Genomic DNA, 17227 nt, shown 5'->3' with positions numbered 1-17227 from the left:
AGTTGAAATATGAATTTATCCATGCTAAGATAAGTTCATAAACAAATAGCAATCCTGATGTGTACGTTCTTCATATGTTTTGACCGATTACAATGAAGTACGGGAGTCCGAAAGTCTTCACATGGCGTGCAAGCCTCCAACGAGTGGACGCATAAAGTGTGAATCAGGGCACCCACCTGCTGAGAGCGGGTTCAAAACTTCAATAGGACGGCACGATTGGGATTGCTATTTTCCTTTTAAAACGAACAAAGCAGCACAACCTCCTTTAGGAGATGTGCTGCTTTTTTATTTGGCAACTTGTTCTAAGTTGCCGTTTTTGTCCATTCGGAAAGCGGCTGGAGAGAATGCATCTTGATCGTCGAAGATTACCATTTTTCGTGCACGATCCATGATTTGGATGAGTACTTGGTAGTCTCCTTTCATCGTTTTTAACTGATTTTTTAAAGACTCACATTCGTCAGCCAACTGCTGGTTTTCTTGTCGGAGATTATAATTTTCTGCTTCCAGCTGATGAATCGTATGCTGGTTTGTTTCGCTAGTTTGATAACCTTGCTCCAATGTTTGCAAGAACGTAATAACTTGGGACAAATTTAATTCGTCAGTTTGCTGCTTTTCGCTGACAGTTGGCTGCTTTTCGGTATCATGATTAGGATACTCGGTATGTTCACCAACAATAAATGTCTCTTGCGCTATTTCGGCCTCAAAGCGAGCTGTATCTTCGTCCATTGTAATTGGGAAAGCACCTTGTCTTTCGGGAACTTGTGCCACAGGCTCGGTGCGCATTGCCGGAACAGCTTTTGACTGTGCTCTTTGTTCCGCACGCTTTTTCTCTTTGCGCTGGCGTTTGGCAATTGCTACTGCTTGTTCGTAGCGGTTGCGAATCTCGGCATTCCAGCGGAAACCGCAAGCAGCTGAGGTTCGGTTCAGTTTGTCTCCAACTTCATCAAAAGCGCGCAGCTGGGTGCTGCCTTCTCTTATATGACGAAGCACGGTCTCGGCTAGTAATAAATCGTCTTCATGACTCCAAGCATCCTGTCTTACTTTAACCATATGAGCTAACACTCCATTTCTTATCTGTTAATCTACAAACATAGAAAGTAATAAAAACTGTTAGCCACATTGTTGCCGCAAGCAGCTGCTCCTATACATGGGCAAGTTATTTTCTTTTTGTTACTCGTTCATAGACTAGCTTGAGTGCTTGTTCAAATTTACCAGTGTCGACCGGTTCATAATAGCGTCGTTTCTTTAATAGATCCGGCAAATACTGCTGTTCTACCCAGGCACCTGGATAGTCATGCGGGTATTGATAGCCAACACCGCGTCCCATCTGTTTTGCACCTGTATAATGCGCATCCTTTAAGTGAGCAGGTACCTCGCCGACTTTTCCGGAACGGATGTCAGACAGCGCGGCATTAATCCCTTTATAGGCACTGTTTGATTTCGGCGACAAGCATAGCTCAACGAGGGCATTAGCGAGAGGAATACGAGCTTCTGGGAAACCGACGCGCTCTGCTGCTTCCACAGCAGCCAGGGTCCGGGGCCCTGCTTGCGGGTTAGCTAGACCGATATCTTCATATGCACATACAATCATACGGCGACCAATGCTATCAAGATCACCGGCTTCAATTAAGCGAGCCAAATAATGCAATGCTGCGTCCACGTCACTTCCTCGGATGGATTTTTGAAATGCGCTAAGCACATCATAATGCGCATCGCCATCTTTGTCGTGAGAGAAGCTTTTTTTCTGCATACAAGCTTCTGCTACTTCCAGGTCGATATTGACGATACCATCATGTGCTGGTGTAGAATAAGCAGCTAGTTCGAGTCCATTCAATGCAGATCGCAAATCGCCGCCAGAAGACCCCGCCAAATGATCTAGTGCGTCTGCAGTTATTTCCAGCTGCATGTCGCCTAATCCTTGTGTGCTGTCATGAACTGCTCGCTGCAATGCTTCTTTCACGTCGCTAGGTTCCAGACTATGCAATTCAAACAAATGACAGCGGCTTCGGATTGCCGGATTTATAGAATGATAGGGATTGCTGGTTGTACAGCCGATTAAAGTAATCAAATTTTTTTCGATGTGCGGCAGGAGAAAATCCTGCTTTGCTTTGTCGAGTCGATGCACTTCATCCAGTATAAGAACAAGCTGTCCGCTCATTTTTGCTTCTTCGACAGCGATTTCCATATCTTTCTTCTTATCTACTACAGCATTTAATAATTTATAACGAATTTGCACACTTGAAGCAAGTGCGATTGCCATAGAGGTTTTTCCTGTGCCGGGCGGACCATAAAGAATCATCGAGCTTAAGCGGTCTGCTTCCACCATTCGGCGAATCATTTTTCCTTCTGCAACGAGATGTTTTTGTCCGATGATTTGGCTGATGTCTTTCGGCCGCATACGGTATGCTAATGGTTGCTTCGCCAATTTTATTCCTCCATCCTGTTTCTGCTTGTCTTAGCGTATCCACCAGTTCGGTAAAATGCAAGCCACTTGCTATTCATGATATAATATTTTCTGGTATAATAATCGGTATTGTTTTTGGACTAAAGAATTATTGAAGCAGTTATGAGGAGTTTTTAGAGATGAAAATATCGACTAAAGGACGATATGGCTTAACAATTATGATCGCTTTAGGAAAACAGTATGGAGAAGGACCTGTTTCCTTGAAGACGATAGCGACTGAACATAAATTATCTGAGCATTATTTGGAGCAGCTCGCTGCTCCGCTTCGAAATGCCTGTTTAGTGAAAAGTATCCGCGGAGCAAAGGGCGGCTATATGTTAGCATCACCGCCTGCTGATATTACAGCGGGAGATATTATTCGAACGTTGGAAGGACCAATCACGCCTGTTGAAGGAATTGAAGAAGAAGAGCCGGCAAAGCAGCAGCTGTGGCTTCGTATTCGTGATGCGGTGAGGGATGTTTTGGATACAACGACGTTAGAGGATTTGTGCCGTCATGGTGATGAAGAAAGCAAAGATCCTTATATGTTCTATATTTAATGGAGGCCAGCAGTTATGAAATCAATTTATCTTGACCATGCGGCTACGTCACCGATGCACCCGGATGTCATACAAGCGATGATTCCAGTGATGGAGGGCACGTTTGGCAATCCATCAAGTGTGCACGCCTTCGGCAGAGAAGCGCGTCATATCGTCGACGTTGCACGTGATAAAGTTGCCGCAAGTATCGGCGCATCAGATAAACAAATTATATTCACAAGCGGCGGAACAGAAGCAGATAATATGGCGCTTATCGGTACAGCGATTGCTCGTAAGGAACAAGGTAAGCATATTATTACAACTGCAATTGAGCATCATGCTACACTACATGCAGCCAACTATCTGGAAAGCCAAGGTTTTGACGTCACCTATTTGCCTGTAGATGCGACTGGTGCAGTTAAACTGGAAGACTTGCAAGGAGCGCTTCGTCCGGATACAATTCTTGTTTCCATTATGATGATTAATAATGAGACAGGTATCATCCAGCCGGTGCAAGCAATTGGCGAATTGCTGAAGTCACATTCTGCGTATTTTCATACAGATGCTGTCCAGGCTTATGGGACCGAGGAAATCGATGTGGTTTCACTTGGCGTGGACCTTTTAAGTGTTTCTGCTCATAAAATCAACGGACCAAAAGGAATTGGTGCGTTGTATGTTGCAGATCATGTTCGTATTAAACCGATAACCTATGGCGGAGAGCAGGAGCGAAAACGCCGTGCCGGGACAGAAAATGTCGCATCCATAGCCGGCTTTGGCAAAGCTGCGGAATTGGCAATGAACCAACGCGCAGAACGAAAAGCTGCTTATCAGCAGCTGCAAGATACATTTGTGTCCGAGCTTGAAGCAGCAGGTACCAACTTTTTCATTAATGGAGATACAGGTCCTCGTTCAGCTGGAATAGTCAATCTTAGTTTTCCGGGGACGAATGTGGAGTCTTTGCTGATGAACTTTGATTTATCTGGTGTTACCGTATCGAGCGGAAGTGCCTGTACTGCAGGTTCTGTTGATCCATCACATGTGCTGAAGGCTATGTATGGAGAAGATGAGCGTGTTACAAACAGTATTCGTTTTAGTTTCGGATATGGCAATACAGCAGAAGCTGTCGCAGAGGCTGCACAGACGGTCGCTGCTATTATAAAACGTCTGACAAAAGGAAAGGAGTGACAGAAATGAAAGAAAATAAAGATATCCGTGTTGTGGTCGGTATGAGCGGCGGTGTCGATTCTTCCGTTGCAGCTCTATTGCTTAAACAGCAAGGCTATGACGTAGTCGGCATCTTCATGAAAAACTGGGATGATACGGACGAAAATGGCTTCTGTACTGCTACAGAAGATTATGAAGATGTGAAAAAAGTCGCCAACCAAATTGGCATTCCATATTACGGGGTGAACTTTGAAAAGCAATATTGGGATAAAGTTTTCACTTATTTCTTGGATGAATACAAAGCAGGACGCACACCGAACCCCGATGTGATGTGTAATAAAGAAATCAAATTTAAAGCTTTCATGGATCATGCTATGAGCCTGGGAGCGGATTATTTGGCAACAGGTCACTATGCACAAGTGGCGGAGCGCGACGGCAAAACTGTTATGTTGCGCGGACTTGATGAGAATAAGGACCAAACGTACTTCTTGAACCAGCTGACGGAATCCACGCTTTCTAAAGTAATGTTCCCGCTCGGCGGAATGGACAAGAAAGAAGTGCGCCGCATTGCAGCAGAGCACAACCTTGCTACGGCGACAAAGAAAGATTCAACAGGAATCTGTTTCATCGGAGAGCGTAACTTCAAGAGCTTCTTAAGCGAATATTTGCCTGCACAGCCAGGTGTGATGGCCACACTTGATGGCGTTGTAAAAGGCCAGCATGACGGCTTGATGTATTATACGATCGGGCAGCGACAGGGTCTGCGAATTGGCGGAGAAGGCGAGCCATGGTTTGTTGTTGGTAAGAATCTGAAAGAAAACATTCTTTACGTGGAGCAAGGCTTCGAGCATGACAGCTTGTATTCAGATGCATTGATTGCAAGTGATATGAGCTGGGTTTCTGAAACAGAACTAACTGCTCCGATTCATGTAACAGCGAAATTCCGTTACCGTCAAAAAGACAGCGGCGTAACTGTTACCCCGTTAAGTGATAACAAAGTACGTGTTGACTTCCACGAAGCGCAGCGTGCGATTACACCAGGACAAGCTGTAGTCTTTTATGATGGCGATGTTTGCCTGGGCGGCGGAACGATTGATGAAATCATAAAAAATGAACAACAATTAGAATACGTCGGTTAATTTAGAAACCCTTGTCATTAGGCAAGGGTTTCCCTTACATAGAGGAGTGAAACAATGGATCATATAAAAGAAGGAATTGACTGTCTGCAAAAGCAGGATCTAGAGGGAGCGGCGAAGCATTTTAACGCATCTATTGAAGAAAAACCAAATGACCCTGTCGGTTACGTTAACTTTGGTAATTTGTTAATGCGTATGAATGACTTGGAAAAAGCGGAGCGCTTCTTCCAGCGCGCTATTGAACTGGACAGCAAAGCAGCGACTGCTTACTACGGTTTGGGCAGCTTGTATTACACGGCTGAGCAGTATGAAAAAGCGGTGAAACAGCTGATGGAAGCAGCAAAGCTTGGCCTGGAAGAAGCTGATGTGCATTTTCTTCTAGGTATGTCTTTGCAGCAGACAGGCAAGGAAAAGCTGGCATTGCCTTACTTGCAGCGGGCGGCAGAACTCGAAACACGGGATGCAGCAATTGTATTTCAATATGGTTTAGCATTAGCCAATGCTGGAGAAGTCGATACGGCGCAGCAAGTGCTGCTTGATTTACTGGAATGGAGTCCAAAGCACAGTGATGCGCTTTATAATGTTGGCGTTGCTTATCTGTACCAGCAGCAGCTCGACAAAGCGCATGCGTACATGGAGAAGGCAATTGAAGCACAGCCGGATCACGAGATGGCGATTCACGGCAAAGCGCAAATTGAACTGATTAAGGAGCAAATCGAGAACGAAGAGTAAGGAGCACAGCCGTATGGAATATGGGGAGACAGCCGAAAGCCCAAAAGGTTTCGTCAAAGGTGAATTGCTGCATACGATTTTCAGGAAAGAAGAAGAACAGTTTTCCATCGTGCGCATCAAGGTATTGGAAACGAACGAAAAAATCGAGGAAAAGGATATTGTGATCAAAGGATATATTGGTGAGCTCGATCAAGGCGAGCCATATATGTTTTTCGGCTCGATGGTCAGTCATAAGCGTTTTGGTGACCAATACGAAGTTACAGAATATAAGCGTTATGTACCGGAGACGAAGGATGGGCTGATTCAATACCTTTCCAGCGATCTGTTTTATGGTATCGGCAAACGAATCGCCGAACGGATTGTAACGAAGTTGGGAGAAAACGCGATAGCTGATGTTTTGTCTAACCCTGACTTACTGGACGGCATCCAAGGACTGAACGATGAGAAAAAGGAACGTTTCCTCCATGATTTACGCTCCCACCAAGGCTTTGATCACGTGATGGTGCATTTGTCGAAGTATGGTATTGGCTTGAAGCTCGCACAGAAGATTTACAAAGCATACCGCGTCGAAGCAGTGGCTGTATTGGAAAATGATCCGTATCAATATGTATTTGATATTGAAGGCTTTGGCTTTCACCGGGCAGATGAGGCGGCACGAAAAAATAACCTGCCAATGGACCATAACAGCCGGCTGCAGGCAGCTTGTATGATGGTGCTGCAAGATAGTATGCAGGCGGGCCACGTATACTTGCCAAATGAAGAAGTACTAAAGCAAGCCGGTGTTTTGCTGCGCAGCTCTCAATTCGGCATTAGTCCGGAACAAGTGGAGGAGCAGCTAGGAGTGCTGCATGCCGAGAAGAAACTCGTCAAACAGGAAGACAGAATATATCATCCTATGCTTTATTACGCTGAAACAGGGTTCTGCAGTTCTTTACAGCGACTAGCAGAAAAAGAAACAGAGACAGAAATCGTGCAAGCAGAACTTCTCAAGATCATCGGAAAGCTGGAAGAAGCAGAGACAATCAGCTATGGAAAAGAACAGTTCGAAGCGATTGAACAAGCGCTCCAGTCGAAAGTGATGATTTTAACCGGTGGGCCGGGTACCGGGAAAACGACTGTCATCAAAGGCATCATAAAATCGTACGCTGAGCTGCACGAGCTCTCGCTTGATCCGCAAGATTATAAAGATAAAGATGAAAGCTATCCTTTCGTTTTGACGGCTCCGACGGGAAGAGCAGCAAAGCGCATGCAAGAATCAACGGGAGTGCCGGCTAAGACAATTCACCGGCTGCTGGGCTGGGATGGTACGGAATCTTTTGAACGTGACGAAGATAATCCGCTTGCTGGGAAGCTGCTTATTGTTGATGAGTTTTCTATGGTTGATATCTGGCTGGCAAACCGTTTATTCAAAGCAATCCCAGACGATATGCAAGTGCTGCTTGTTGGCGATGAAGACCAGCTGCCTTCTGTCGGACCTGGACAAGTGTTAACCGATTTGCTTCGTTCGGAGGCAGTGCCGCGTGTCATGCTGAAGGATGTGTACCGACAGAAAGAAGGCTCAAAAATCATTACCATCGCCCATGCGATTAAAAATGCTTCTCTTACGGAGAATGAGCTGGAGAAGGACAAGGACTTCAATTTCATTCCGTGCCGGGAGCATCAAGTGGTTGATGTTATTACCCAGATTGTCGGAAAAGCGGTCGATAAGGGCTGGGATTTACGTGATGTCCAGCTGCTTGCTCCTATGTACCGTTCACAAGCGGGTATTCATGAACTAAACAAACAGCTGCAGCAGCTCGTCAATCCGAAAGACAAGCAAAAGCGGGAAATGAAAACAAAAGATACTGTCTTCCGTAAAGGCGATAAAGTGATTCAGCTAGTCAATGACCCGGAAGAGGGAGTTTTTAATGGGGATATTGGCGAAGTAGTTGCGATTTTCCGAGAAGAAGAAAATGTCGAACAAAAAGAGCAGCTTGTCGTTGCTTTTGAGGAAAAAGAAGTAGTTTATGAAAGCAAGGATCTATCGAATTTGATGCATGCTTACTGTATCTCTATCCATAAATCACAAGGAAGTGAGTTTCCGATTGTCATTTTGCCAGTTGTGCCTGGCTATCGCCGAATGCTGCGGAAAAACCTTCTTTATACTGGTATTACGAGAGCGCAAAAGTCTTTAATTCTAGTGGGGGAAAAACAAGCGTTTCTGCAAGGCATTCAAACGGAAGATACGAACCAGCGCTATACGTCTTTGCTAGAACACCTTGGCGTTTCAGAAGCGGGTGATCTTATCGACCAAATGCTTAAAGAAGCGGAAGCAGAACAGGAAGATATCTCTCCTTACGATTTTATGTAGTATAGACCCGGTAATAATTGGACATTCTAACATGTAAAAAGGATTTGGAGTGATCCAATATGTTAAAATGTCCAAATTGCACAAGCAAGGATATCGGAAAGATTGGTCCTGAGCAGTATTATTGTTGGAGCTGTTTTATCGAATTGTCATATAAGGATGAGATGCTTTCGCTGCATCAAGTAGAAGAAGATGGTTCACTGAGTTCGTTAGACGACTTGTTCACTGATGAAGAACGGAAATGCGACGGCGCATCATTCTAGCCACATGAAAGAGGTATCTCGTCTGTATCGTGTGCTTTTATGGATGGTGACGGTTGTCGTCGCATTGCTGCTCTGTTTTCTATTAATCAAACTCTATCCTTTCTATCGTTCGTTTTTGCTATTTTTAGGCGGGTTATTCCTGCCTTTCATTATCGCTGGTCTAATTGCCTATTTGCTGCATCCTGTTATTGACCGGCTCGCTGCCTGGCGACTGCCTCGCTGGCTTTCAATCCTGATTATTTATGTGCTGTTCTTCGGCTTTAGCGGTTTTTTGTTATACAAAGGCGTCCCAGCCTTGATTAACCAGGTAAAAGATTTCAGCCATAATCTTCCGGAGCTGACCCAGCGCTACGATCATTATGTGCAATATATGTATCAAAGAACTGCATTTCTGCCAGAGACAGTGCATGACAAGATGGATCAAGTGCTGCATAACCTGGAAAATCGTGCTGAAAATTTCCTTACAAAGCTGCTTCGCTTGTGGAATAAGCTGCCGCAGCTGATTATCTTTCTCGTCGTGACGCCTGTTATCGTTTTTTATATGCTGAAAGATGCAGATAAGATTGGATATGCCGGCTTGCGGCTGCTGCCGCGCAAGTACAGAAGCAAGGTAAAAAGTCTCGTGCTGCGAATTGATGATAATCTCGGTCGCTATATTCGAGGTGTTCTGCTCGTCAGCTGTATTGTAAGTTTGCTGACATGGACAGCATTTACATTTATTCGACTGCCATATTCCTTAGTGCTGGCACTTGTGGTAGGAAGCACGAACATCATTCCCTATTTTGGCCCAATTATTGGGGTCATTCCAGCCATATTAGTCGGCATTACAATTAGTCCGAAAACGGCGATTCTTGCCGGAATTGCTGTTTTTATCATTCAGCTGATTGAAGGGAATCTGTTGTCTCCTTACATTGTTGGGAAAAGCATTCATATTCACCCGCTTTTGATCATCTTTGCTTTACTCGTAGGAGGAGAGCTTGGGGGGATTATCGGGATGATTGCAGCTGTGCCTGTCCTGACAATTATCAAAGCGTGTGTGGATACAGCAAAAGATACGGATGTTTGACAAATTCCGCTTTTTTCTCTATACTAACGCTTAGATTTATAACAAGAAGCAATGAAGGTACAAGTACATGACGTCCTTTTATAAAGAGAGGAGATTCCTTGGCTGGAAGAATCTCCATAAAAGTGTGATGGAAAGCTATACCGGAGCTCTGAGTTAATCCTTATCGGCTGCGCACCGTTATCTGCGCCTAAAGGTGATAGGCTGTTTGCAGCCTATAATCAGGGTGGTACCGCGACCATACTCTCGTCCCTGCTATTGCAGGAACGGGAGTTTTTTGTGTTTACATACTAAAGGAGGCTTATTTATGGAAAATTTAACGTCTGCTCAAGTAAGACAGAAGTTCCTTGATTTTTTCAAGGAGAAAGGGCATAGCGTCGAGCCTAGTGCGTCGCTTGTTCCAGTAGAAGATCCAACGCTGTTATGGATTAACAGCGGTGTGGCTACATTGAAAAAGTATTTTGATGGCCGAGTTGTACCGGAAAATCCGCGCATCGTAAACGCGCAGAAAAGTATTCGGACCAATGATATCGAGAACGTTGGCTTTACTGCACGTCACCATACATTTTTCGAGATGCTTGGAAACTTCTCAATAGGTGACTATTTCAAAAAAGAAGCTATTATTTGGGCGTGGGAATTTCTAACGGATAAAAAGTGGATCGGATTTGATCCGGAACGCCTATCTGTAACGGTTCATCCAGAAGATGAAGAAGCATTCCAAATGTGGCGTGATCTTGTCGGTCTTCCGGAAGAACGTATTATTCGTACGGAAGAAAACTTCTGGGACATCGGGGAAGGCCCAAGTGGTCCGAACTCGGAGATCTTCTATGATCGCGGTGAGGAATTTGGCAGCGATCCGGCAGACCCGGAACTGTACCCAGGCGGAGAAAATGAACGTTATTTAGAAATCTGGAACTTAGTATTCAGTCAGTTTAACCATAACCCAGATCACACGTATACACCGCTTCCAAAGCAGAACATTGATACAGGTATGGGCTTAGAGCGAATGGTTTGTGTTATTCAAGATACGAAGACGAACTTTGAAACAGATTTATTTATGCCGATCATTGAAAAGACTGCACAATTCGCTAATGCAGCGTACGGAAAAAACACGGCTGATGATACAGCATTCAAAGTAATTGCCGACCATATTCGTACGGTTTCGTTCGCAATCAGCGATGGCGCACTGCCATCCAATGAGGGCCGCGGCTATGTGCTGCGCCGTTTAATTCGCCGAGCTGTGCGTTATGCGAAAAATATCGGAATTGAAAAGCCATTTATGAAAGAGCTTGTGCCAGTTGTAGGCGAAATCATGGATGCCTTTTACCCGCAAATCATGGAGAAGCGTGAGTTCATTGAGACAGTTATCCAAACAGAAGAAGAACGTTTCCATGAAACACTTGCTGATGGTCTCGCTATCCTGAACCGTATCGTGGCAGAAGAAAAGGAAAAAGGCAGCAACGTCTTTCCTGGTACAGAAGTATTCCGTCTGTATGATACGTATGGATTCCCAAAAGAGCTGACGGAGGAATATGTTAGCGAAGAAGGGTTCACCATTGATGAAGCAGGCTTCGAACAAGAGATGAAACAACAGCGTGAACGTGCGCGTGATGCACGTCAAAAAGTGAACAGCATGCACGTACAAGATAGTGTGCTGCAAGAAGTAGAAGCAGAAAGCACGTACGTTGGTTATGACCGGACCGAAACGGAGTCTAAGATTGCAGCAATCATAAAAGAGAAGCAGCTTGCTGATGTAGCGGTCGAAGGCGATGAAATTTTCTTCATCTTGGATGAAACACCTTTTTATGCAGAAAGCGGCGGCCAAGTATCAGATGAAGGCTGGATAACAACGGAAACAGCGACTGTTTTTGTTCAAGCGGTCAAGAAAGCTCCAAAAGGTCAGAATCTGCATCAAGGAATCGTGAAGCAAGGACAAATTCAAGTAAAAGAAAATGTTCATGCAAAAGTAGATACAAAGAGACGTCAGCATATCGTCAAGAACCATACAGCAACGCATTTGCTGCACCAAGCATTAAAAGATGTTTTGGGCACGCATGTTAACCAGGCTGGTTCTTTAGTAGCACCAGACAGACTTCGATTTGACTTCTCTCATTTCAACGCAGTAACAAAAGAAGAGATGGGGCAAATAGAAGAAATCGTCAATCAAAAAATCTGGGATGAACTTTCCGTCAGCACGTCTTACCAGAGCTTGAGCGATGCGAAAGAAATGGGAGCAATGGCGTTATTCGGTGAAAAATACGGAGACGTTGTACGTGTTGTGCAGGTTGGCGATTACAGTTTAGAGCTTTGCGGCGGTGTACATGTTCAAAACACTTCCCAAATCGGCTTGTTTAAAATTGTATCCGAAAGCGGAATCGGTGCTGGAACACGACGTATTGAAGCAGTTACGTCTAAAGAAGCTTATCGTTATACACAAGAACAGCAGCAGACGCTTGCGCAGGCTGCAGCTGATTTGAAGACGACGAATGAGCAAGTTCCTGCTCGAATCGAAGCAGTGTTTGCAGATCTTAAAGAAGTACAGCGGGAACGCGACAGCTTGCGTGCTAAATTGTCACAGCTTGAGGCTGGCAGCATTCTCGACAAAGTCAAAGAAGTGAAAGGTGTTCATGTACTTGCAGAGCAAGTAGATGTTACCGATATGAACCAGCTTCGCGGCATGGTGGATGACTTGAAACAGAAGCTTGAGAGCGGTGTAATTCTGCTGGCTGCTACTGCTGGAGGAAAAGTCCAGTTGGCTGCCGGTGTGTCGAAGGATCTCATTGGCCGCGGCTTGCATGCGGGCAACTTGATTAAAGAAACAGCAAAACGCTGCGGAGGCGGCGGAGGCGGTCGACCTGATATGGCACAGGCCGGTGGTAAGAATCCAGAACAAGTACCAGAAGCACTCGCATATGCAACAAGATACGTCGAAGAACAGCTTTAATTTTTCAAATCCGACAGAAAAGTATATACTGAAGAAAAGATTGGCAAATTAAGTGAGGTGGCTTCATTGAGTTCGATGGATAACACGATGAAATTCAATTTCCCGGAAGAGCCAATGGACGAAAATGTCCGGGAAGTGCTAATGTCCGTTTATGAGGCATTACGGGAAAAAGGGTATAATCCGATCAATCAGATAGTTGGCTATCTTTTGTCAGGAGATCCGGCTTATATCCCGCGGCATAATGATGCCCGCAACCTCATCCGCCGTATGGAACGTGATGAGATTGTGGAACAGCTGGTAAAATTTTATTTGGAACAGAACCACAATGACTGACATACTAAAAACAATTGGCTTGGATGTCGGATCCAAGACGATTGGTGTGGCAGTCAGTGATGGACTTGGCTGGACTGCTCAAGGTCTGACTACGATCAAATGGAACGAAGAAGATTATGAAACGGCAAGACTGGAATTAGAACAGATTATTAAGACACATGAAATCGCAAAAGCTGTCATTGGCATGCCGAAGAACATGAATGGTACAATTGGTCCGAGGGGAGAAGCATCGCTTGCTTTCTCCCAGTGGATCGAGGAACAATTTGGTATCGAGACAGTACTTTGGGACGAGCGTCTGACGACGATGGCGGCGGAGCGTGTATTACTGGAAGCTGATGTGAGTCGAAAGAAACGGAAAAAAGTAATCGATAAGATGGCAGCGTCCATGATTCTGCAAGGTTATCTTGATTCAAAACAATAAGGAGTGAAGCCGCATGGCATTAGAAGAAAAAGAACGTATCGTAATCCCGGATGAAAACGGAGAAGAGCATTTATTTGAAGTATTATTCAACTTTGACGTTGATGAAACAGGTCATTCCTACATTGCAGTTGTCCCAGCTGAACAAGCTGAGTCAGAAGATGAGGTAGAAGTATTCGCTTTCCGTTACGAGGAAACAGGCGATGATAAAGATTTGACATTATTCCAGATTGAATCAGAAGAAGAATGGGAAATGGTCGAAGAAATGCTGAATACACTAACTGATGAGGAAGACGGCATCTAATCTTGTAATAGGCAGTCCTCTCTTTCCGATAAGGCAGAGAGGATTTTTTCTTGCCTTTTATCCGCATTTATTGTCAAGCGGCTGGAGATATGCTTGACGTTTATTGTATAATAAGGCGGATAAAGGAGGAAAGATAGCTTGACTGCCTCGAATGATGATCTTTATCAACAGAATCAGGACAGAAGATTGGAGGAAGCAAGCGTCGTGCGGAAAATAGTACTAATGACCATATCTGTAATAATTGTACTTCTGCTAATTGGAGCACTAGGAACCTTTATTTACGTGAATGCCAGTATGAAAGCAGTCGATTCAGACAACGATACGACACAGGTAGTCGAAGTTCCGATGGGATCAACGGCATCCTCAATTGCTGCATCTCTGGAAGAACAAGGTCTGATAAAAAATGCCTTCATTTTCCGGCTATATGTAAAATTTTCTGGTGAAGCCAATTTCCGTGCGGGAAACTTTGAGCTGTCCCCTTCCATGTCCATGCAGCAGATCGTCGACAAACTGAACGATCCAGAGGCGGGGAGCACCCCCTCTGCGTCGGCTGCAGTTCCGGAAGGTTCTGACATCGAGGAAATTAGCAGCATCTTGTCTGAAACAATAGGAATAAACCAACAGGATTTTCTGGATAAGATGAAGGATGAAGCTTATATCAGGCAATTAATCAGCGAATATCCAGATATACTGACAGATGACATTCTGCAAGAAGATATCCGTTATCCGCTCGAAGGGTATTTGTTTGCAGCAACGTATAACTTTATATCTGATGACAATTTATCTATAGATAAGATTGTGCATATGATGCTCGACAAGTCACAGCAGATTATCACGCCTTACTTGGACGACTTCAAGCAAAGAGATTTGACTATTCATGAAGCAGTTACTTTTGCCTCGCTTGTTGAGAATGAAGCGAGGAATGAAGATGAGCGTAACATGATTGCCGGTATTTTTTATAATCGACTGGCTGATGATATGAAGCTGCAGACGGACCCGACTGTTTTATATGCGCTAGGCGAGCATAAGCCCCGCGTGTATTACAAGGATCTGGAAGTGGATTCTCCTTATAATACATATAGAATTAAAGGGCTTCCAGTTGGGCCAATTAGTAATTTCTCGGAGAGCTCGCTGCAATCAGTCGTGAATCCGAAGACTTCCGACTACTTATATTTCCTGGCGGGAGACAACGGACAGATTTATTACGCTAGAACTTTTGATGAACACGAAGAGCTGATTGAGAAGCATATGCATGTGAATGAGTAAGCAGGCAAAGTGAGGAAATGATATGTTACAAGCAATAATGGAATATCTGGAGGAGCACGTTGAACCTTCTCCGGAGTGGGCTGTGAAATTGGAAGAGTTGGCTGCAGCAGATCAAGTACCGATTATGGAGCCGCTTGGCATCCAGTTTCTGATGCAAGTCATTCGGCTGCAGCAGCCAAAGAAGATTCTGGAGATTGGCACAGCAATCGGTTATTCCGCACTAATGATGCGGCATGCCAAGCCGGATGTCAGCATCGTGACTGTGGAAAGAGACGAAATTCGTTACAACCAAGCGGTCGCTCATATTCAAGAGCTAGGTGCACAGGACGATATTGTAACGCTTAAAGGAGATGCGTTTGATTTAGAAGAAACAATCAAAGCGCACGGCCCGTATGATTTTATATTTATCGATGCAGCCAAAGGGCAGTATCAGCGGTTTTTCGAAGCTTATAGCAGCATGCTAAGTGATCGCGGTGTTATCGTCAGTGACAATGTCCTTTTCAAAGGCTATGTAGCCGACGATAAAGAAGCGACACCTCGCAAAGCGAATATAGCCAAAAAAATCCGCAAGTACAATGACTGGCTTTTTGAGCATGAAGCATACCACACGACAATCCTGCCGGTAGGCGATGGAGTAGCTGTCAGTGTGAAAAAGAAATGAATGAGCAGCAGGAAGAGGAGTAGAAACAATGGCAAAAAAACCTATCATTATCGGTGTTGCAGGGGGTTCGGGGTCAGGTAAAACGTCTGTTACCAGATCCATTTACAAACGTTTTACGGATAAGACGATTCTCGTAATAGAGCAAGATTCGTATTATAAGGATCAATCTCATCTTCCTTTTGAGCAGCGTCTCAATACGAATTACGACCATCCGTTTGCTTTTGATAATGAGCTGCTAATGCAGCACCTGCGTGATCTTGGCAGTCAAAAGCCAATTGAAAAGCCGATTTATGATTATAAGATTCATACCCGTTCGGAGGAGACAATACCTGTAGAACCGAAGGATGTTATTATCTTGGAAGGTATACTGATCCTGGAAGATGAGCGTTTGCGTGATATGATGGATATTAAAGTATTCGTAGATACCGATGCAGATCTTCGTATCATCCGTCGTCTGCTGCGTGATATCAAAGAACGAGGAAGGACAATCGATTCGGTTATAGAACAATATGTAAATGTTGTCCGGCCGATGCATCTTCAATTTATTGAACCAACAAAACGTTATGCGGATATTATCATTCCTGAAGGCGGCGAGAACCATGTTGCCATCGATTTGATGTCTGCTAAGATCGAAACAATCCTATCTGGCCGGACGAACTGAACTTGTACAGATAAGTATTGAATTTTTAACGTTAATCTGCCATAGTATGGAATATGTATGAAAACGCTATAGCGATTAGGCAAAGGGAAAGCAATCTTTTAGAGCTCAAGGAGTGTTTGAATTGGCTACAGAAAAACAATATTACATGACTAAAGAAGGTTTGGCGAAATTAGAGGAGGAATTGGAGTTTCTAAAGACAACACGTCGTCAGGAAGTTGTAGAGCGTATCAAGATTGCTCGCGGTTTCGGTGACTTGTCCGAGAACTCTGAATATGATGCGGCGAAAGATGAACAAGCATTCGTTGAATCTAAAATCGCTACAACAGAAAATATGATCCGTAATGCGGTCATTATTGAAAGTGATACAGATAACCCTGACATGGTCGGTATGGGTAAGACAGTTACCTTTATCGAATTGCCTGACGGCGACGAAGAAAGCTACACAATCGTCGGCAGCGCAGAAGCAGATCCATTTGAGGGCAAGATCTCAAATGACTCTCCAATTGCCAAAAGTCTGATTGGCCATGAAGTTGGTGAAGAACTTTCTGTCGCGACACCAGGCGGCGATATCCAAGTTAAAATCACAAAAGTTGAATAAGCTAGACATAAAACAAAAGCTGCTTCCGAATTGTATGGAAGCAGCTTGTTTTATTGTGCCTGATTTACGAGTTGCCCGGAAGACTTCTCTAACGGGAAAAAGGGTATAAGTTTTTGCAGGATAAAACGCTCTTTATCAAGTGCGAGCAGAAAAGAGAAGACGACATGTTCTTTCACGCTAGTAAAGGATAAACAACATCCTTCTAATAAGAAGATAGAGAAGGTCTCGGCTTCCTTGTCATAGCCGACATACTCGAACGATTCGTGTCCCCAAAGGTTCGTATCCATTCTTGTCACATTCATCATGGTTATCTTCCTCTCTTTCCACAGGAAGCTTGAAGACTGACGAAAGAAGT

The 17227-nt window shown here is 44.4% G+C and carries 18 protein-coding genes, 1 other RNA gene and 1 other annotated feature; of the genes, 16 read left to right on the top strand and 3 right to left on the bottom strand.

Annotated features, from left to right (window positions below):
• Nucleotides 1-48 precede the first annotated feature (48 nt).
• Nucleotides 49-227, top strand: a non-coding RNA gene (ssrS, locus tag CRO17_RS09665) — 6S RNA.
• Between the two features lie 58 nt (nt 228-285).
• Here ssrS and CRO17_RS09660 read toward each other — a convergent pair.
• Both CRO17_RS09660 and CRO17_RS09655 read right to left on the bottom strand, forming a co-directional pair.
• Nucleotides 286-1050 carry an RsfA family transcriptional regulator gene (locus CRO17_RS09660; protein ID WP_097041609.1) on the bottom strand — a complete coding sequence of 255 codons (765 nt, stop codon included), beginning with the start codon at nt 1048-1050 and terminating at the stop codon, nt 286-288.
• 106 nt (nt 1051-1156) lie between these two features.
• Entirely contained in the window at nt 1157-2425 is a 1269-nt protein-coding gene (locus tag CRO17_RS09655; RefSeq protein WP_097041607.1) for a replication-associated recombination protein A, read from the bottom strand.
• Nucleotides 2426-2583: 158 nt separating this feature from the next.
• Here CRO17_RS09655 and cymR point away from each other — a divergent pair, with 158 nt between their 5' ends.
• From cymR to greA, 15 genes are all read left to right on the top strand, one after another.
• Nucleotides 2584-3003 (top strand): cysteine metabolism transcriptional regulator CymR, encoded by a 420-nt coding sequence (gene cymR / locus CRO17_RS09650; protein ID WP_077308472.1) that lies wholly within the window; start codon nt 2584-2586, stop codon nt 3001-3003.
• Nucleotides 3004-3018: 15 nt separating this feature from the next.
• Nucleotides 3019-4167 (top strand): cysteine desulfurase family protein, encoded by a 1149-nt coding sequence (locus CRO17_RS09645; RefSeq protein ID WP_097041605.1) that lies wholly within the window; start codon nt 3019-3021, stop codon nt 4165-4167.
• A 5-nt stretch (nt 4168-4172) separates the two neighbouring features.
• Entirely contained in the window at nt 4173-5285 is a 1113-nt protein-coding gene (gene mnmA, locus CRO17_RS09640; protein WP_097041603.1) for a tRNA 2-thiouridine(34) synthase MnmA, read from the top strand.
• Nucleotides 5286-5339: 54 nt separating this feature from the next.
• A complete protein-coding gene (locus CRO17_RS09635) occupies nt 5340-6014 on the top strand; it encodes a tetratricopeptide repeat protein (protein WP_097041601.1) in 675 nt (224 codons plus the stop codon).
• A gap of 13 nt (nt 6015-6027) precedes the next feature.
• Entirely contained in the window at nt 6028-8364 is a 2337-nt protein-coding gene (gene recD2, locus CRO17_RS09630; RefSeq protein WP_097041599.1) for an SF1B family DNA helicase RecD2, read from the top strand.
• Nucleotides 8365-8423: 59 nt separating this feature from the next.
• Nucleotides 8424-8624: a hypothetical protein gene (locus tag CRO17_RS09625; RefSeq protein WP_077308482.1), complete on the top strand. Its 201-nt coding sequence runs from the start codon at nt 8424-8426 to the stop codon at nt 8622-8624.
• Complete coding sequence (locus CRO17_RS09620) at nt 8590-9690, top strand: AI-2E family transporter (RefSeq protein WP_097041598.1); 1101 nt, start codon at nt 8590-8592, stop codon at nt 9688-9690. Before CRO17_RS09625 ends, CRO17_RS09620 begins: the two co-directional genes overlap by 35 nt.
• 42 nt (nt 9691-9732) lie before the next feature.
• Nucleotides 9733-9944 (top strand) — a binding site (T-box leader).
• Nucleotides 9945-9994: 50 nt separating this feature from the next.
• Nucleotides 9995-12631 (top strand): alanine--tRNA ligase, encoded by a 2637-nt coding sequence (alaS, locus tag CRO17_RS09615; protein ID WP_097041596.1) that lies wholly within the window; start codon nt 9995-9997, stop codon nt 12629-12631.
• 66 nt (nt 12632-12697) lie between these two features.
• A complete protein-coding gene (locus CRO17_RS09610) occupies nt 12698-12964 on the top strand; it encodes an IreB family regulatory phosphoprotein (RefSeq protein WP_077308488.1) in 267 nt (88 codons plus the stop codon).
• Complete coding sequence (gene ruvX, locus CRO17_RS09605) at nt 12957-13385, top strand: Holliday junction resolvase RuvX (RefSeq protein WP_097041594.1); 429 nt, start codon at nt 12957-12959, stop codon at nt 13383-13385. Before CRO17_RS09610 ends, ruvX begins: the two co-directional genes overlap by 8 nt.
• Nucleotides 13386-13398: 13 nt before the next feature.
• Nucleotides 13399-13686 carry a DUF1292 domain-containing protein gene (locus CRO17_RS09600; protein ID WP_097041592.1) on the top strand — a complete coding sequence of 96 codons (288 nt, stop codon included), beginning with the start codon at nt 13399-13401 and terminating at the stop codon, nt 13684-13686.
• 138 nt (nt 13687-13824) lie between these two features.
• Complete coding sequence (gene mltG / locus CRO17_RS09595; protein WP_097041590.1) at nt 13825-14952, top strand: endolytic transglycosylase MltG; 1128 nt, start codon at nt 13825-13827, stop codon at nt 14950-14952.
• Nucleotides 14953-14974: 22 nt separating this feature from the next.
• Complete coding sequence (locus CRO17_RS09590) at nt 14975-15613, top strand: O-methyltransferase (RefSeq protein ID WP_097041589.1); 639 nt, start codon at nt 14975-14977, stop codon at nt 15611-15613.
• Nucleotides 15614-15641: 28 nt separating this feature from the next.
• Nucleotides 15642-16274 carry a uridine kinase gene (gene udk, locus CRO17_RS09585; RefSeq protein WP_077308498.1) on the top strand — a complete coding sequence of 211 codons (633 nt, stop codon included), beginning with the start codon at nt 15642-15644 and terminating at the stop codon, nt 16272-16274.
• Between the two features lie 121 nt (nt 16275-16395).
• Entirely contained in the window at nt 16396-16872 is a 477-nt protein-coding gene (greA, locus tag CRO17_RS09580; protein WP_097041587.1) for a transcription elongation factor GreA, read from the top strand.
• A 50-nt stretch (nt 16873-16922) separates the two neighbouring features.
• Here the strand turns inward: greA and CRO17_RS09575 are convergent, their stop codons facing one another.
• A complete protein-coding gene (locus tag CRO17_RS09575) occupies nt 16923-17174 on the bottom strand; it encodes a hypothetical protein (protein ID WP_143596005.1) in 252 nt (83 codons plus the stop codon).
• Nucleotides 17175-17227 lie beyond the last annotated feature (53 nt).

The sequence above is a fragment of the Terribacillus aidingensis genome (genome assembly GCF_900215625.1).
Lineage (GTDB): Bacteria > Bacillota > Bacilli > Bacillales > Amphibacillaceae > Terribacillus > Terribacillus aidingensis.
The sequence above is the reverse complement of the archived record's forward strand: the minus strand, read 5'-3'. Positions and strand labels throughout refer to the sequence as shown.

Coding starts and splice junctions, on each gene's coding strand:
- CRO17_RS09660 (WP_097041609.1), bottom strand. CDS start 1,050: ATGGTTAAAGTAAGACAGGATGCTTGGAGTCATGAAGACGATTTATTA.
- cymR (WP_077308472.1), top strand. CDS start 2,584: ATGAAAATATCGACTAAAGGACGATATGGCTTAACAATTATGATCGCT.
- CRO17_RS09645 (WP_097041605.1), top strand. CDS start 3,019: ATGAAATCAATTTATCTTGACCATGCGGCTACGTCACCGATGCACCCG.
- mnmA (WP_097041603.1), top strand. CDS start 4,173: ATGAAAGAAAATAAAGATATCCGTGTTGTGGTCGGTATGAGCGGCGGT.
- CRO17_RS09635 (WP_097041601.1), top strand. CDS start 5,340: ATGGATCATATAAAAGAAGGAATTGACTGTCTGCAAAAGCAGGATCTA.
- recD2 (WP_097041599.1), top strand. CDS start 6,028: ATGGAATATGGGGAGACAGCCGAAAGCCCAAAAGGTTTCGTCAAAGGT.
- CRO17_RS09625 (WP_077308482.1), top strand. CDS start 8,424: ATGTTAAAATGTCCAAATTGCACAAGCAAGGATATCGGAAAGATTGGT.
- CRO17_RS09620 (WP_097041598.1), top strand. CDS start 8,590: ATGAAGAACGGAAATGCGACGGCGCATCATTCTAGCCACATGAAAGAG.
- alaS (WP_097041596.1), top strand. CDS start 9,995: ATGGAAAATTTAACGTCTGCTCAAGTAAGACAGAAGTTCCTTGATTTT.
- ruvX (WP_097041594.1), top strand. CDS start 12,957: ATGACTGACATACTAAAAACAATTGGCTTGGATGTCGGATCCAAGACG.
- CRO17_RS09600 (WP_097041592.1), top strand. CDS start 13,399: ATGGCATTAGAAGAAAAAGAACGTATCGTAATCCCGGATGAAAACGGA.
- CRO17_RS09590 (WP_097041589.1), top strand. CDS start 14,975: ATGTTACAAGCAATAATGGAATATCTGGAGGAGCACGTTGAACCTTCT.
- udk (WP_077308498.1), top strand. CDS start 15,642: ATGGCAAAAAAACCTATCATTATCGGTGTTGCAGGGGGTTCGGGGTCA.
- CRO17_RS09575 (WP_143596005.1), bottom strand. CDS start 17,174: ATGAATGTGACAAGAATGGATACGAACCTTTGGGGACACGAATCGTTC.